Raw genomic sequence first — 18,777 nt, 5'->3', positions numbered from 1 at the left:
GCCCCTATTTTCTTGTATTCACCCCCCCTATCTTAGCATCCAGCAAACCATAGCTCTTTTAAACCATATGATGACTTTATGAAAACAGCACTTTTCATTTTGATCTGCTTGATCTGCAACTTACCTTGTCGAACAGCAGCAGAAAACAGTAAAATAAATCTATTCCATGAGCATTTAGCTCCGTCTCTTTCTTTTGGTTCTATTGATACGGCAAAATGGAACTTAATTTTCTCGGACGAATTTAATAGTTCAGATCGTTTTGATACTACAAAATGGTCCTTCGCTCCCAGGTGGAGCCCGGCTTGGGCGAAATATTTGACTGCCAGCCCCAAATATGTAAGACAAGAATCAGGAAATTTACTTTTACGTATGGACAACCAGGTGATCGAAAATGACGATGTACCCTACCATTCTGGAGGAATTCAGACGGCCAAAAAATTTAATTTCCGATATGGTAAGGTAGAAGTTCGGGCCAAATTTAATCAAGGCAAAGGATCTTGGCCAGCTATATGGATGATGCCCGAACATCCTGTTTCTTACGGCGATTGGCCAAATAGTGGTGAAATCGATATCATGGAGCATGTCAATAAGGAAGATAAAGTACACCAAACTATTCACAATGGAGCAGTCACTGGTACCGATGGCGGAAGCACAGCTACAGAAAACAGCACTTACAATACAGAGGATTTCAACATCTATGCAATCATCTGGGACGCCACCAAAATTGAATTTTATGTCAATCATGTACTGCGCTACACGTACTATAAACCCATACCATCAACTGCTGCGCAATGGCCTTTTGATAAACCTTTTTATCTGATCTTAAATCAGTCTGGAGGAGCAGGATGGCCAGGAGCTATAGATGATGCCGATCTACCTTTTCAAATGGAAATAGATTACGTACGTGTGTATCAAAAGCAAAAAACAAATTAAATTATATATCCACCCATCTAAAAACAACCTCAAATAACCATGCATTATCGGTTTAAATTTCCAACATCAAAGGCACTGATCGCACTCAGTGTCATCGGCATGAGTTCGCCTCTTGTCTCGTTTGCACAGCAGCAACAATTTCAGGGACAGATCACTTCACAGGGTCAGCCCCTATCCAATGTTGTCATCAAAGTGAAAGGAACGACAGTCGCCACCCAAACGGATTCCCAAGGAAAATTCAGTATTACAGCCGCTGTTGGCAGTCAACTACAGATCAGTTACGTAGGCTTCCAGTCGCAGGAGGTTACACTAAAGACAAATGCTCCAATTCAACTAGAGCTGCAATCCGAAGATCAGCAACTGGAAGAAGTTACCGTAGTGGGTTATGGTCAACAGCGCACTAAAGATCTCACCGGATCTTTTTCCACTTTAAAAGCTGATGCATACAAAAGTCAACCCGTACTCACGGCTGCTTCTGCACTTCAAGGTCGAGTATCAGGTGTGGCAGTTACCCAAAGTTCAGGTGCTCCAGGCGGAAAAGCTAAAATTCGTATTCGTGGAAATAACTCCATAGCCGGCAGCAATGAACCGCTTTACATTGTAGATGGTATAGCGCTGAGTACCTTTAGCCTAGAAGATCTTAATGTGAACGATATCGAATCCATGGATGTGCTAAAAGATGCGTCGGCCACAGCCGTTTATGGATCACGTGGAGCCAATGGAGTTGTGATTATCAGCACAAAAAAAGGAAAAGCAGGTGCCACTACAGTAAGTTATGATGGATTTATCAACTTCAATACGTTACCTAAGCGCTATGAACTGATGGACGCCACTACCTACGCAACCATGGCAAATACCATTGCAGGAAGTACTGTCATTGCCGATCCTGCGAGTTACCAAAACAAAACCACCGATTGGCAGCGTTTGTTGCTAAAAAATTCTAACACGCACAATCAACAGCTTTCATTAAGCGGTGGCGGAGAAAAAGCCAAGTTCTTTATCTCTGCATTTTATCAAAATCAAGATGGAACTTTACACAACACTGATCAAAAAAAATATGGATTGCGTTCCAATACCGATATCAAGATCAATGAAAAACTATCCGTAGGCATCAACCTATTTGCACAACGGGTCGAAGCGCATAATAATGCGATTATGACCTCAAAAGCCAATCCCGTGATGGCATCTATTGCTTGGGCTCCCACCGAAAAACCCTACGAAGCTGATGGGAAAAACTACAACAGAAATGGAATTTCGCCGATCTGGGTCAATCCATTGATGACCGCATTGGAATCCGATGACAATATCTTCAGTAATATTGCAACTTTCAATGGAAACATCAAATACAAAATTTTCGATGGATTGACATTTACCTCCAATGCAGGTCTAGACGCCAATTTAAGTAAATCAGCTTCTCTAGCAAATGACTGGGTGTCGCCCAACAATATGAAATCTGGTCAAGGATATAGTGAAAGCTATGCCTTTCAAAACAGCAATGTACTGACCTACATGAAGACCATAGCAGAAAAGCATAATCTGACCTTAACAGCAGTTGAAGAAAGCACGATTAGTACCAGTAATAATTTTAGCGCCAATGGCTCAGGATTGACCAGTACATCTAATGGGTACTACAATTTAGGATTAAATGCGGCTCAAAGCATATCTTCTGGTTATTCGCAATGGTCTATATTATCTTTTTTGGGAAGAGCAATGTACAGTTACGACAACAGATATCTCGCAACGGTATCGTATCGACGAGACGGGTCTTCCAAATTTCAGCAACGTCAAAAATGGAGCAATTTTCCTTCCTTCAGTCTTGGTTGGAATGTACATGAAGAAAGCTTCTTAAAAAGTGTGGAAGCAATTTCAAAACTCAAAATTCGTGGAGGTTGGGGTATGACCGGCAACCAGGCCATAGGTCCTTATCAGACCATGGGACTACTCAGTCCTGTTAATTATTCTTATGGATCGACGACATCTTATCAGGGCTATATGATTGGCAATCCTGCATTAGAAGATTTAAGATGGGAAACAACCAAACAGACTGATATTGGCTTTGACCTCGGGTTATTTAACAACCGACTGACGGTTACAGCCGATTATTACAACAAAAATACCGTAGATCTCCTATTGCCTACACAGATCGATAAATATTTAGGCGGTGGCACGATGCTTAAGAATGTGGGCTCTATCAATAATCGAGGTTTCGAATTTGCCGTTGATGCTGCTCTGGTCCAAAATGATTATTTTCAATGGAACAGTAATCTCAACGTAAGTTTTAATAAAAACAAAGTCATCAGCCTTAATGAAGGTCAAGACATGATACCACAACCCCGTATCGGAGGCGGTTTGATCAATGCCAATATCCAAGTGGTCAAAGTAGGTGAAGCATTAGGCGCATTCTATTTGATTCCGTGGGAAGGCGTTTATCAGGCTGACGATGCAAAAATGAATCGCAAAGCCGGAGACTATAAATACACCGATGTAAGCGGTAATAATCAGATCGGATATGAAGATATGACAATCGTGGGTAATGCCACTCCAAAAGTTCAGATGGGTTTTACCAATAACTTTACCTATAAAAATTTCGATCTCAATATTTTTATCCAAGGCGCCTATGGCCATCAAATGTTCAATGCTACTTACGCGGCCGCGGCCATTGTTACTTCCGATGTTGCTTATCCGACACTACAAGCTGCAACCAATTACTGGACACCCGAAAACCCGTCTAATGAATGGGCATCAGCTACCAGCAAGAGCAAACAATATGTGGAGTCAACACAATTTTTACAAGATGCCGGATTCACCAGATTAAAAAACATCAGTCTGAGTTACAAACTTCCAAAATCGGTATTAAAAGTAGCGACAGCAAGTCTAGGTTTTGGTGTTCAAAATTTATTTACGGTGACCAAATATAAAGGTTTCGATCCAGAAGCAAGTTCTACAGCTCCTAACAGCGATGTAACTTCTGGGATTGATCTCGGCGCATATCCTTCACCTCGCACCTATACGGTTCGCTTAAACCTGACTTTTTAATTGACAAACATGAAAAAACAACTTTTTACTATATTATTTGCATCAAGCCTGCTCTTTGGCGGATGTAAAGATTACTTAACAGAAGATCCCAAAGGAAGTGTCTTACCTGCCACATTTTATAAAACTTCGGATGATCTTAATGCAGCCATGTTGGGGATTGCTTTATCTTACAATCTGGCTTGGAATCAAACCGGTGGTATGGCGATTACATTTGGATCCGATGACATTACCACACATGCCGGTGGTAACAAAAAAGGTTTCTCCGATTTTGACACCTTTCAACCCAACTCTTCCAACGATCGGATGACCTTATGGTGGGACAATTTTTATAAAACCATTAAATCATCCAATGCATTGATTGAAAATTATGAAAAGGCAACTGAGGCATCGGCTGCAGATAAAGACCAGGCGGGCGGTGTTGGCTATTTCTATCGTGCACTCAATTATTTCTTTTTGACGCGTACCTGGGGAGCTGTTCCTATGCCACTGCAGTTTTCACTCGATCAAAAAGGCAATAGCACACCCGAAGAAATCTATGCACAAATTGTTGAAGATCTAAAAAAAGCTGAAACCATGCTTCCCGATGCTTGGACTGGACCAAGACGTCAAAACGGGGTAGATATCCTACCCACAGCAGGGTCAGCAAAATCTCTGCTAGCCAATGTCTACTTAACCATGGCAGGATGGCCACTTAAAAAAACTGAAAACTATGTCTTAGCGGCAAGTAAAGCCAAAGAGGTCATCGACAACAGCCAAAAATGGGGTTATACACTTCTCCCTTCCTTTGATCAACTTTGGGACAAAGATTATCAGTTCAATAAAGAAGCTGTCTTTGGATGCTACTTTAACAAAAACATGCCGAGCATTTGGACATATGGTGACAACTGGGGCAACGGCAGCCAGTTAGGTCCCCCAAACTTTGCTCCAGGAGAAGAAGGTGGATGGGATGAAGCTTTTGGAGAAATCAATTTTTATAACAATTTTCCTGAAGGACCTCGTAAAGCAGCTACTTATCAGAAAGATTATTTTATCAAGAATGATCCGAAGAATGTGGTCGACTATACCAAACTAACGCATAAACATCCTTACTTTATGAAATATAGGGATGATGAGTCGTATGATCCCGCAACACATAAAATGAATGATTGGTGGGGCAATGCAACGGTCTATGTCATTCGTTACCCAGAAGTCCTATTGACTTATGCCGAAGCACAGACCATGTCCACCGGAACTGCAGATGCAACAGCATACGAGGCGGTTAATAAAGTGCGCAGACGCGCAGGGCTCAAAGACCTCGAAGCGGGTTTGGCGAAAGATAAATTCCAAGCAGCAGTCATTGCCGAAAGAGGTTGGGAATTTGCAGGATTCGAACCAGCAGCAAGATGGTTTGATCTGATTCGTACCGAAACTGTTGCCAAAGCCAATGCAAATCGCGGAACTGGCGAATTGACCTTAGTGGGAAAACCAGACGATAGCAGCCATAGTTTCTACTGGGCTCCTATCCCGATCATTAAATAATTTATGACCCGAATAGGACTGCCTGTTATCAAGGCAGTCTTATTTTTCGCGCATCAAAACCACACTTCCATATCCAAAAAATAACTATGAAAAAAACAATATTATCCTTAGCCATAGGATTTTTAAGTTTACAGCTTACATGGGCACAAGAACAGATCACGATTATTCCCAAGCCACAGGAGGTTGCTTTAAAAAAAGGAAAATTTCGTTTCAATGCCCAAACAAGTATTTCCTTTCGTCATGCAGTGCCAGCAGATGTCGCTCTATTTGTAACACAATTACGAACCATTACACAATATCCCTTCCCTACTGGGAATAAAAAGGAAAATGTGATTATCTTTTCCATCGATAAAAAAGCGGCTATCCAACATCCCGAGGGATATACCATCGTGGCGACGGATGAAAAAATTGAAGTCACCGCGACAACAGGAAAAGGATTATTTTATGCCACACAATCTTTACGTCAGCTTTTGCCGACAGCGATCGAAGCTCCCGGAAATAGTGTACAGACTGACTGGTCTATTCCTGCGGTCGAGATTTCTGATTTTCCACGATACGATTGGAGAGGCTATATGCAAGACGTGAGCCGTACTTTTTATGACGTCGATGTCATTAAAAAATACCTGGATGTCATGGCGTTGTACAAACTCAACACTTTTCACTGGCATTTATCAGATGATCAAGGATGGCGTATCGAAATCAAAAAGTATCCCGAATTGACTTCACCAAGAGCCACAGTATTTCATCATACAGAAAATCAACCTGCAGCAAGAAGTGGCTTTTATACGCAGCAACAGATTAAAGAAGTCGTAGCTTATGCCAAGGCACGAAACATCAGTATCGTACCTGAGATCGACGTACCTGGTCACTCATGGCCAGCCATCTTAGTCTATCCAGAGCTGGGGGTCAATTCGTATACCTATCCCAACCATATCTTTCCGTTTGTATCCTCTTGGCATTATTGGGGTGTGCAGTTCACGCCCAATACACTCGATCCAACAAGTGAAAAAGTGTACCAGTTTCTAGACCAGGTATTTACTGAAATTGCCGATCTTTTCCCAGGGGAATATATTCACTTTGGAGGTGATGAAGTGCGTCACGAGCTTTGGGACAAAGAAGAGCATGTCAAGCAATTTATGAATAGAAATCAAATCGCAAATGTACATGAATTACAGAGCTATTTCGTCAAGCGCGTATCTGACATTATCACCAAAAAAGGTAAAAAGCCCTTAGGATGGAATGATATATTAAGTGATGCCAAAAACTTACCGAAGTCTACTGCCATCATGAGCTGGATAGGTGCTTCGGCTATAAAAGAAGCCACAAGCCAAGGTTTTAAAGCCGTAGCAACACCATCATCACATCTCTACTTTGATATTACACAAGCCGACCGCAATGATGGTACCATGAGTGATCTGGGCTACCCGCAGATTAATTCTTTACAGAAAGTGTATGAATATGATCCCTCAGCAGATCTTACGCCGGAAGAGGAAAAATTGGTCTTAGGCGTACAGGCCAATCAATGGACGGCTTTGACCCAAGAACTCAAAGAAATGAACGTGCACAATTTCCCAAGACTATTAGCTCTGTCCGAAATCGCATGGTCATCTCCCAAAAACAAAGATTTTAAAACCTTTTCGCAACGTCTAGACCACCAGTATCCCCGTTTAGATTCCCTGCGTATCGACTACTACAGACCCGGTGGGTATATTATTGCACAATGGGATAGTACCGCTATCAAGAGTCAGTACGACACGTTAAGCTACGATGTGACGAAAAAAGTATATGCCAACGGTGCAGTACAAGCAGGTTTCTTCTATCTGAGTGGAAAAAACTATTTAGAAATAGAACAAGTACAATTATTAGAAAATGGAAAAGTAATTGCGACAGACGATCACCATGCATTAGCGGACAAATTTAGAGGAACCAGTAAAATCAAACCCTTCTTTTACAATTTCAATGTTGACGCTTACCAGCCCTCCGCAACCTATACAATCAAAGCAATCGTTAGAGGAGTCGGCGGGATCGATTCAAAAGGTCATGTTACCTTCAATCTTACTCCTTTCAAAAACTTTGAAAAAACGGAAACACTGTAAAAAGTATATAGCCAAGTAATGATTGCTTTCATCCTAAAAAAGGGCTAATTATCATTTAGTCCTTTTTTAAGATAGGCATTCCGCTTTTCATCAGACAGCGTATCCCTAAGCATATCATTTTTAAAGATGATTTTATGTACAAATTACATAACAGCTAGAGGCTCTATTCCATCTGAAGAGAACATCCACCCTAAAAAAAAAAAGCTTCTCACAGGAGACTACATTAAAAAGTACATCATAATTGAACCTCGTAATATCGAGGTTCAATTAATTTGTTATGTATTACAAAAAAATACAACTAAATTCGTTTCTTACCAATATTCCTAATATTAAACCGATGCAATTGGATGTCGAGCAATGGGTGATCAAGCCAAAAGAAGCAGGAGCAAAATTTACCAGCATAACCGCAACCCATCAAACCGGATGTGCACTCTATCTAGGATGGACAAAAAGCAAACAAGCTCTCGTTGGCGACTTTATGATTGCTTGTCGAAAGCATAATAGTAGACCCGGTGTAAACTTAGGTATAAGATGGATTACATATCTTGGCATTCAAGATTTTAAAGCCATAGGTACAAAAATCATTAATTTCAATGCTTATGACACTATTTAAAAATAAATCAACACTCTTCATGCTCCTGGTGGCGTGTACACAACTGGGATGGGCCCAACAGCAAGATCAGCCTAATATTGTGGTATTTTTTGTCGATGATCTCGGATGGCAAGACACATCCGAACCCTTCTATAAAGAGAAGACTTCGATCAATAAACGATTTCATACTCCACACATTGAAGCTCTGGCCCAAGATGCAGTCAAATTTACGGACGCTTATGCTACCCCGGTCTGTACCCCATCACGTGTTAGTTTTTTGACGGGCCTCAATGCCGCACATCATAAAGTGACCAACTGGACAAATCCCAAGGCAAATACACCGACGGACAATTCCGATGAGCTATTGACACCTCCAGATTGGAATATCAATGGACTCAGCCCAATTGCCAACGTACCAAAAACCATTCATGCAACCCCTTTTCCCAGCATATTAAAAGATCATGGCTATCATACCATCCATATCGGAAAAGCGCACTGGGGATCTGCTGGCACACCAGGAGCAAGTCCGCTCAATCTCGGTTTTATGGTCAATGTCGCGGGGCATGCTGCAGGGCATCCTCAGAACTATTATGGTGAAAAAAATTATGGAAATATATCCGGTAAAGCAAGCTATCAAGCAGTACCAGACCTAATGGAATATCATGGCACAGCGACATTTCTAACCGAAGCATTGACTCAAGAGGCACTAAAAGCGATCAAGGAACCGATCAAACGCAAAGAACCATTTTTCCTTCATTTCTCCAATTATGCCGTCCATGTCCCTATACAGCCAGATCCACGCTTTGTCCAAAAATATTTAGAAATGGGCTTAGACTCGACAGAAGCGGCCTACTCCTCGCTGGTCGAAGGCTATGATAAAAGTATGGGCGATATTGTACAGTTCCTAAAAAACCAGGGAGTTTATGACCAGACCATCATTGTCTTTATCAGTGACAATGGCGGATTGAGTTTACAGCCGATGCGCACAGGATCTAACCATACGCAAAACCTTCCCTTAAAAGCCGGCAAAGGTTCACTGTATGAAGGTGGTATACGTGTACCCCTACTTATAAAAAATATCGGACAACATCAGCCAAAGGTCAATCATACTCCAGTAATCATTGAAGACCTTTTTCCAACGATTTTAGACCTCGCAAAAATCAAGCAGTACGACCTCATTCAACAAAAATTGGATGGACAGAGTTTAGTGGGATTACTAAGTGATCGTCATGAAAATGAACATTGGGAAAATAGATCCCTTATTTGGAATATCCCTAATAAGTGGACCGTCCCCGATGGACCTGGCATCAATTTCTTTTCTGCTATCCGTCAGGGAGATTACAAACTGCTTTACGATATGAAGAACGGTAAACTGGAACTGTACAATCTGCGCGATGACATAGGCGAGAAAAATAATCTAGCATCAAAGATGAAACGCAAAACAAAAGATCTTAGCACATTGCTATCGGAACAATTAAAAATTTGGAACGCACAATTGCCGACTTATAAAAGCAATAATGCTCCGGTACTATATCCTGATCAGATCAAGCTTTAAATTTTAAATCCCCTTCAATACGAGCAATCCCACCATGGAGTTTATCTAAACAGACTTGGTGGGATTATTACAAAAACCAGTTGCGGAATCCAACCATTGAACTGATCGGCCATTTGATTAAGACGCTTAGTGACAAAACAGGAGACAATAGATTAGGTATAGAAATTACAAAAAATAAAAAACATCGTTACCTTTGTTTGGTCCGATTAGAATGACAGGCTCATTTCGACGTCAGATCAGATCAAAAAAAGAACAAATGGACTCGTTTTTTAAATTTAATAAGACCAACAGACAGTGGCACCTCCCTATAGTTGCAGGACTAAGTGTAGGTATCCCCATGATTCTGGGTTGGTACATGGACAATATAGAAGCTGGAAAGCTCGGATCGTTAGCCGGATTATCAATATTATACATCCAATCCGACAAACTCATCGAACGTATGATCCTCCTGATGACCTGCTGTTTTGGTCTCATGTTATCTTTTACCGTTGGATTGCTTTTTTCCTTTAGCCCCATTCTTGCCCCCATCGCATTGGGCCTTTTTTCTTTTGGCGTACATTACTCCCTGCACAAGCTCCAGTTGACCCGACCACCCGGCAATTTCTTTTTTATCATGCTGGCCTCTACTGCGATCTGTTCCCCTTTTCAGCCCGAACATATAGCCGAAAAAATCGGTTATGTCGCTATGGGCACCATCTTAACCTGCGGTATCGGTTTAATATACAGCCTACTGACCCTAAAAAAGAGCAATCAACCCGAAAGCATGATCCACCGTAAATCGAGCTATACCAACATCGTCGAATCTATTATCTTTGGACTCATCATGACCCTATCTCTAGCAGTAGCTTTATCGTTGGATATTGAAAAACCTTATTGGATCCCTATTTCCTGTTTAGCCGTTATGCAGGGCAGCAGTTCAAAACACGTTTGGCTCAGAGCGACACAGCGTATCACTGGAACATTAATAGGACTTGGCATCACCTGGTTAATTGCATCTGGCAATCCAACACCGCTGATAATGGTGATCAGCATTACCCTTCTACAAGTCGTCGTGGAGTTTTTAGTCGTACGCAACTACGCAATAGCCGTTGTCTTCATCACCATTCTCACTATTTTCCTATCCGAGTCCGGCAAGCAATTGACACAAGATACCAACCAGATCTTCTTTGCTCGTATGATCGATATTTTTATCGGCAGCATGATCGGAATGATCGGTGGATGGATTTTATTTAATGCAAAATTACATGATCATACCACCCAACAATTAAGAAAAGCTAAGATATTAATGAAAAAGAATAGCCGAAACCGTGTAGATCATCAATAACTAGGTGAACAGCACATTCTGATCATCCAGATTTTCGACCATTAGTACGCTAATTGGAACTAGCTCACGCCACTTAGGATTGGTGATCTAAATCATTTTTTCACCGATTAATCAGATAAACTTCCTTGCACATCGTGTCATTACCGGTATCGATGATAAAGCGATGGGCCGTGGTTTGATAAAAAGATATGACGAAACTGTTTTGAAGATCACGCATCTATTTTTATCCGCTGAAAGAAGCGGAAATGAATCGCTAAGATCTTTTTTGATCCAGCTCATTGATTTAGTTGATAATCTGTTCCTGCATATTATTTAAATCATGCTTGATTAGGACCGACATAGATTGTCTTAGCTCTGCTTATGCAGTTTTTAAAGATAGAAATTAATTTCGTAAATTAGCTACCTGTTTCTCACTGAAATAATATTGCAACCGAATTATTGTATCACAATCTAATTCCCTTCTGATATTATATCAATTTAACATATAATATTTAGAAATTATTATGGAATTTTTAGATTGTCATGAAGAAAAAATAACAAGATGTGGTCTCATTCAAGATTTGGGGTTCCTATTTGTTTTTAGTAATGAAACTTGTTGTATAGCAGTTAGTGAAAATGTCATTCAGTTAACGCAGACCCCGTTCGAACAATATTTAGGATTACCAATTGACCGTATTCTTGCTGAGTTGACGGGCAGTAGTACATTGGTTTTTGAAGACATTGACGAAAGCTTTAAAAATTCTATCTTTTACCGATTTACAAAAAGAATTGTCATCCACAATGAAAATTATGACTTAAGCATTTATCGGCATAACGATCATATATATGTTGAAGTGGAGATCTATAGTGATATACAGGTCGAATCAAATAAACTGTATTATTATGCAAAATATTTAGAAGATCACAAAGCCCATATCTGGGAATCACTTGCTACGCAAATACGCCAAATCATTCATTATGACCGGGTGATGGTCTATCAATTTATGGAGGATCATAGCGGTCAAGTTATTGCTGAGTCAAAATCGGAAAATATGCATTCTTTATTGGGGTATCGCTATCCTGAATTTGATATCCCCAAACAGGCCCGTGAGCTCTATACCATTTTTTTAGCGCGCCATACCGCCGACACGGACGCAGCTACACACAAAATCATGGGCAGTAGTCAAGAAGATATTGATTTATCAAAATGCAGTATTAGAGCCCTCTCTCCCATTCATATACAATATATAAAAAATTCAAAAGCACGTGCCAGTGCAAGCTTTTCCATCATTAGAGATGGCCAATTATGGGGACTCGTTACCTGTCAAAATAATCAACCCCAGCATGTCGATCTTTCCCAAAGGCATCTTTGTACTTTTTTGACTCAATTTGCCACCAAACATCATATTTCTGAGCTGTTAAAAAAGGAAATGGAAATTCAGAGTGCGATGAACGTGGTAGAAAAAGACTTAAAAAGCGATCTGTTAATTGATCGAAATACTTTTCATGTACTGGAAAGATTTGGAGAGAAGATCATGCACATGCTACATGCCGATGGCATTTATATTAAATATGCAACAGGAGAAAGATCGATTGGACTTGTGCCAAATACACAACAGCTCCAAGAAATAAATGATTTTGTCCAAGATGACGACAGCATATTTTCTACCCATAAATTTAAATACAGTCACCAAGGCGAAAATATACTCCCCGGTGTTATTACAACAGAAATATTACCAAACTCATCATGGAGAATATATATTTTCCGAAAAGAGGTCGTTATCCAAGAAGTATGGGCCGGAAAGCCCGAAAAACATCTGCAGTATGATGATTCAAAAAAAATAACATTCCCATCACCTCGAACCTCTTTTGAAGCTTGGAAGCAGATCACTAGAACCCATGCAACACCATGGCTTCATGTCGAAATTTCCTTTATAGAGCGTATTGTATTCATTATCCAACAGGCACTAGCCAAAAGAAACGCCGAAATTGACCAACTGAATAAAGATTTGGTTCGGTCCAATAATGCTCTAGATACCTTCACATACACTCTGACCCACGATATTAAAAATCCATTATCATCCATTAAACTCGGAGCGCAGATGATCCTGATGAAAAACAATATCACGACCGAACTGCTGCATAAATTGGCGACTAATATGCTGGACTCTTCATCTTTGATCTCCGACATGCTCGACAAGGTGCATGAGCTGTCCAAATCAAATTCGGTAGCATTAAACTTAGAACTCTTAGATCCAACAAGTAAAATAATATTAATTGCAGAAAGTAGCAAAAATCAATACGATGTAACCCATCTCGATTTTATATTGGGAGATATATTGCCAATAAAGGGGGAAAGAACGTTGATTTATCAACTCTTTCTCAATATTGTGGGTAATGCAATCAAATACAGCAGCAAACAGGAAAAACCTAAAGTTGAAGTTTACAGTACCGCGTCGGATAAAAAAGTGACTTACTTCATCATCGATAACGGTATCGGAATGGATCTCAAGAATGGGAATAATATATTTGAAATATTTCAGAGACTTCCCAATTCTTCCGGATATGAAGGCTCTGGAATCGGATTGTCTATTGTCAGAAGAATCATTGATCGATTAGGGGCGGAAATTAAAGTTGAAAGTAGCTTAGGGAAAGGAACAACCATTCAGATCCAATTCGATAATTAAAAAAGTTATGTCCGTCTGACCGATCCAAACAATTACTGGATCAACTGAAGCCACAACTGGCTCAGCAAGTGGTATCATAGCCTAACGATGATATTCAAATAGTTATTTTAGACCGTGTATTTTGAATTCAAAATAGTGTTTCATCTCCTGATCATAAAAATGCCCCCAAAAATTCTCTAACTTTTAGGGGCAGTACAACTTGAAAGCATATTTTAGTTCATCATGCTTTCAAAGCTTTGATTCTTTTGATAACCAAAACTTTATCATTCTAAAATATAGCTAGCCATTTAGCATCTTTACGGCTAGTATATGTTTACACAGTCCTCGTTTTCCTTGATGATTGGTAAACCAGTCGCAAGTACACTGCTGTTTATCTCCCGCGATAATCACGGTATGTTTCACTCCCGAACCCTCTACTCTGGCTTCGATGTAGCTTGGTGTATTTTTGAAAAATTGAACACCATCAGTCGTCACTAATTTCTGCGCATTCTTCAATCTTGGATTTAAGGCCAGGATACGCTCCATCTTGAAAGGCAATCGGCGGTAATAGTGCTGATGATCGTGCAGGTCATAGCCCAATAAGCCTATGGAAGAGAGCGAACCCGTCAAAGTATCCATAGACGCAAAATCCACATCGTGTTCGATGGCTAATAAAGTCGGATCAAAATGTGCATTGGACTTGAGCAGGCTGTTCACAGCATGTACCCATTCTTGAGGTACGGCCTTGACCATATTTTCCAACACATTTCCTTCACCTGAAAAACCGCGGTAGCTATCGGGCGACAGTGCCAGCGAAAGCCTGATTTTACCAAAATCGGCTACGAAGGCACAGCTCTCACCACCATCCTCTTGATATACAATCAATTTCTCCGCATACGGCAAAATCCCTTCTAATAAGCGTAAACGCTGTACCCCGCCGATGCGAACTGATCCAGCTGTAGCGATCGGTGAAAATACAAATCTAGGTCCTCTTTGGCTCAGGTATAATTCGCCTTTCACATTTCCTTTTGGAATGCCCTGAAACAGTTGGATAATCTGTATTTTAGTTAAACAGTATTTCTGTTCCATACCGGCCAAATAAAGCTGTACCGAGGTCAATCCTTTGATCCATCGTGGCGGTAAAGTCACTTTCTTTTCGACGACTTTAGTTTTATCAGTACTGATGGACACTTCTTTACTACCGACACCCAGTACCATTTTCTCCGTTTTTTTAACGGCATTTAAGGCATTGAGCATGGGCTCATTAAAGTCTACATTGGTCGTACCACTGCTGATAAATTCGCCATCGATCGCATCTTCAAGCAAGTCAACCCGTGCATACACACCATTGCAGGAAGAGAATCCTTCAAATCGGATCTGATCTGTACCTGCTGAAACAATGGGATCGCGCAGGCTTGGCGGCACCGGCCCAAAACTGGACTGCACCACTTTAGCTAATGTCAGAAGGCATTTGGAAGTTAACAGTGGATCGGTAATACTGCCCCAAAAGAAACATGGTATGGCACTGACTTCACTTAACTCAGATTGATGGGCAAGCACCAATTGCTGCATACCTGATTGCTGTACAAGTGTCGAATTATTGCTGTAGCTGAACGCTAAATCTGTAGTGGCCATATGTTAATTACTTAATTTTTTTAATATCGGTTGCAATGATTTAAAAATCATTAATTTTTCAAATACCTCTTTGATTTCAACAGAAATATTCTGATTTTCTTTATGGACTAGATCATAATATAATTCGATCAGTTTTTTGAAATTAGTGGGCATTTTTTCACCTATCGCATAAGATAGAAACATGTATTCTATTATTTTTATTAAAGCTTGATTATGTTTGGAAGAGATATCACGACACTGTCCCAAAACATCCTCTAATCTTCCTAATGGACCATAAGTATGACTCATCAAGATTCCCAGAAAATTTCCTAGATCCTGAACCGCTAGTCGCTGCCTATCGATGGCCGTGATGAGCACTTCAATCGCCATAGCCCGTACTTCTTTTTCTTTGTTAAAAGTTGAAGTCGCTAAAAATAGTACCGACTGCTGGTCAAAATGAAAGAAATCATACAGCATTTCTTTCAGATAGCCGATCGGTGTCTTTCCTCCTTGATCAGCTTTAGCCGCTAACCCCAAGGTCAAAAACAAGGACAGACTTTCGGTATTCTGAGGCATCACACTATGCATGTAAGAGATGTCATCTTGATACAGATAATAGCTATGCAAACTGTCCTTGCCGCGTTGATAAATATCTTTATGATAAATAAAGGTATTCGGTTCTTGTTTGAAGTTTGGAAAGTGAAAACTTAATTTTTCACCATCATACACCATTTCTGATTTTCTCGTCTGATAATTATACCCTTGATAATATGACGGAGTAAACATAAGCTCTGGTCGGAAAGGCGCTACGGCAAAGGGTATCTCTTTCAAGTTTTCATGTTCAAATTCACTAAAAACAGCCTCCGGATAATGCGTTCGGGCCACGGTAGCCCAAACACCTAACCAGCCAACATGCGTGCTATCTGATGCAGATAAAAGCTTTTTGATCCAAGTTTTTTTTTCAATTTTCAATTCGTCATCCAATCCTAACGCATAAGTCAGAACAGATCTGACCTGAATGTCGTTTATCTGATCGATCAGCGCTACAATACCATCCAGATCTTCCCGAACAGTCCGGCTCAAAGCAATCGACAGATCTAATAAATCTAAGGCTACGCCTTTATCCTGATAATCCAAAATACGTTGTACCACTATTTGAGGAGCAATCCAGAAAGGTTCATGCGTAGGTAAACTCAATAAAGGCAATTGAATTTCTTTCGCGATATGGCGCTGCAGCTGTGTTAACTGCTCTCCGATCATACTCGCCCATTTGGAATAGTTGGAGTATCGATCCGTATTCTGATAGATCTTAGTAGGCTGGAAGTACATATTTAAAAATACGCCTGAAAAATGCTGAAACCATTGCGATTCTCGGTAAACTTTCTTAAGCTGATTGATATAGGGTTCCAGCTGCTCCTTATAATCCGCCGGAAAATTTGCTCTTTGGACGACCCAGGCATTCATCAATATTTCCATCTGCACCGCATCTGTAGAGTTGATGACCTCTCCGATCTTAAACAGGATATCATTCCAACTCGTAGGATAAATAAAAGGTTGTTGGAGTTTTTTTTTGACTATTGGATCAAAAACATAGTTTTCTCCGGTACTGATCATTAATTCACTTAAGATTTCCTCTTCAGTATAGGTAGATGAAGCTGTTAAGCTTTTCAGATCCGCTGGTATGCCCCCCAACATCTGTGCACTATAGAGCGTTAGTTTTTCGGTAAGTGTTTCTATAGGCTGTTTCTGATGTTTTAAAATAAATTTAGCAGCTCTATCCTGCAATTGCAGATCCTGGACCATAAATACATCTGCCGCTTGCAGGATAAACTGTTCTTTTACTTCAGGACGAATTTTAACTAATTTATCAAATTGTATCAGCAGTGTTTTCACTGCTGTTTTGATATCATTACGCATAAAAATACCCTCAGACCAGGTCAGAAATTCTTCCAATCTAAAGTCAGCATGTGCAAAATAAGGTTTTAAAGTATCGACGACGAAATTGATCACCGCACTATTTTCAGCATGAAGCAGCGGAAAAAATAACTCCTGATGCTCCAACAGCAATTTCTCGTCCACGCCTATCCGATCGATCAATTTTCTAAAATAACTCTTCAGGTTAGTGTTCCAATTTTTGGTTTGCACCTCTAGAGCACTTGTTAAAATAAACGCTTTAGCTATTTTATTATCGGCCAGTAATTGATCAAATATTTTATCCCAGGTCAGTTCATTGACCTGATTTTCATACCTATAATTCCAGTATACGTTATGGATCTGTGTTTCATACTCAAATACAAGTGGTATATCACGCTGTATGGTCAGTTCATCTGTTGTAAATAAGTCCAGTAAAGCTGGTGATGGATGGTGTGACTTGGACAAGGAATTAGCGTATAGCTCTGGTTCAAATTCCAGAAAACCTTTACTTTCCGCATACCGTAAATTGTCATAATTAATAGATTGCCAAGTATTTTTACGCACGTATTGCAGCAAATATGGTGTCAGCCAATTGGGTTTGGCATACGTCAGAATCTGGTCAACTTCCGGGCTTCTGACTTGATTGATTAATTCGATAAATACATCCCAGCTAGCGGCATCCGAACCGTTAAAGGTCGCTAAAGCTAACAATTTCACCATTCGTTGTTGCTCTTTTGTCCCGCGTATACCCCAATCATATTGTGCTTTGGACTTGTACAATGGATCTTTCGACAGATCGACATAGTCGACCCAGTAGCGTTTGGCAGCACGAATCTCTTTTTTAATAAGATCCAGGTTGCCACTCGCATATTCTTCCAGATAAGGAATAATATCAGATACACCGCCTGCACTGATGAGTGCTTTTAGACGCTTCACCGCTTCTTCTTTACGTTGCACTGAGGCGTTAGGTTTCCGCACAGTCCCCTCTTTTGTAACTTGCGGCGCAACTTCTACTGTGCCGTCCTCCGAATATCCTTTCTTCGTTTTCTCCTTAATGAGCTTTTCTGCATCCTGAATACACGTTTCTTCATTGTCAAATGTTTTATCTTTTGATTGCCCCGCTGTACCATTTCTACCATAAGTTACTGTATGTGTTGCACCATTAGTTTGTATTTCCCAGAATTTATCAGATGTACCATCAATGAATTTTAGATGCTTAAACATAATTGTCTTTACGAATTTGTTAAACCTTTATTGTCAAAACTAAATATATAAAATTTTACCAACTTACGCTCACCGTCACGGCAAAAGGAAAATTGTCAACTCCCCCTTTACCGATATGATAAAGCAAAAACTTACAAAAAAGTGAACAAAACACATTTCATCAGCTTTAGCTCGTTTTTTAATAGAAACAACGAGGTATATGAAGATCAAGTATAACTATTCAGGTATTTTTTCTTCTTTCCGAAGTCTCGGTTGGCAGCTGATGAAAATACAAACTAACAATCTTCATTTTTATTTGTGATAATAGCAAGAAGTTTTTGAGCATC

The 18,777-nt window shown here is 40.2% G+C and carries 10 protein-coding genes; 8 read left to right on the top strand and 2 right to left on the bottom strand.

Annotated features, from left to right (window positions below; genetic code table 11):
- Positions 1–78 precede the first annotated feature (78 nt).
- The 8 genes from B3P23_RS04765 to B3P23_RS04730 all read left to right on the top strand — a co-directional run bounded on the left by B3P23_RS04765 (position 79) and on the right by B3P23_RS04730 (position 13,720).
- Complete coding sequence (locus B3P23_RS04765) at positions 79–933, top strand: glycoside hydrolase family 16 protein (protein ID WP_293924889.1); 855 nt, start codon at positions 79–81, stop codon at positions 931–933.
- Between the two features lie 39 nt (positions 934–972).
- Positions 973–3,969 carry a SusC/RagA family TonB-linked outer membrane protein gene (locus B3P23_RS04760; RefSeq protein WP_293924887.1) on the top strand — a complete coding sequence of 999 codons (2,997 nt, stop codon included), beginning with the start codon at positions 973–975 and terminating at the stop codon, positions 3,967–3,969.
- Between the two features lie 9 nt (positions 3,970–3,978).
- The gene (locus B3P23_RS04755; protein WP_045753947.1) at positions 3,979–5,487 is read left to right on the top strand and encodes a RagB/SusD family nutrient uptake outer membrane protein; all 1,509 of its coding nucleotides are present in this window, start codon (positions 3,979–3,981) and stop codon (positions 5,485–5,487) included.
- 86 nt (positions 5,488–5,573) lie between these two features.
- Positions 5,574–7,583, top strand: coding sequence for a beta-N-acetylhexosaminidase (locus B3P23_RS04750; protein ID WP_293924884.1), 2,010 nt, complete (start codon positions 5,574–5,576; stop codon positions 7,581–7,583).
- A gap of 277 nt (positions 7,584–7,860) precedes the next feature.
- Positions 7,861–8,196 (top strand): hypothetical protein, encoded by a 336-nt coding sequence (locus B3P23_RS04745; protein ID WP_293924883.1) that lies wholly within the window; start codon positions 7,861–7,863, stop codon positions 8,194–8,196.
- Positions 8,183–9,730, top strand: coding sequence for a sulfatase (locus B3P23_RS04740; RefSeq protein WP_293924881.1), 1,548 nt, complete (start codon positions 8,183–8,185; stop codon positions 9,728–9,730). The genes B3P23_RS04745 and B3P23_RS04740 overlap by 14 nt, the downstream gene beginning before the upstream one ends.
- A 256-nt stretch (positions 9,731–9,986) precedes the next feature.
- Positions 9,987–11,054 (top strand): FUSC family protein, encoded by a 1,068-nt coding sequence (locus B3P23_RS04735; protein WP_293924880.1) that lies wholly within the window; start codon positions 9,987–9,989, stop codon positions 11,052–11,054.
- Positions 11,055–11,557: 503 nt separating this feature from the next.
- Positions 11,558–13,720 (top strand): ATP-binding protein, encoded by a 2,163-nt coding sequence (locus B3P23_RS04730; protein WP_293924879.1) that lies wholly within the window; start codon positions 11,558–11,560, stop codon positions 13,718–13,720.
- A 279-nt stretch (positions 13,721–13,999) separates the two neighbouring features.
- Here B3P23_RS04730 and B3P23_RS04725 read toward each other — a convergent pair whose 3' ends face one another.
- Positions 14,000–15,334 carry an SWIM zinc finger family protein gene (locus tag B3P23_RS04725; RefSeq protein ID WP_293924877.1) on the bottom strand — a complete coding sequence of 445 codons (1,335 nt, stop codon included), beginning with the start codon at positions 15,332–15,334 and terminating at the stop codon, positions 14,000–14,002.
- Positions 15,335–15,337: 3 nt separating this feature from the next.
- Complete coding sequence (locus B3P23_RS04720; protein WP_293924876.1) at positions 15,338–18,451, bottom strand: DUF6493 family protein; 3,114 nt, start codon at positions 18,449–18,451, stop codon at positions 15,338–15,340.
- Between the last annotated feature and the right edge of the window lie 326 nt (positions 18,452–18,777).

It is taken from the genome of Sphingobacterium sp. UBA6320 (assembly GCF_002440335.1).
Taxonomy (GTDB): domain Bacteria; phylum Bacteroidota; class Bacteroidia; order Sphingobacteriales; family Sphingobacteriaceae; genus Sphingobacterium.
The sequence above is the reverse complement of the archived record's forward strand: the minus strand, read 5'-3'. Positions and strand labels throughout refer to the sequence as shown.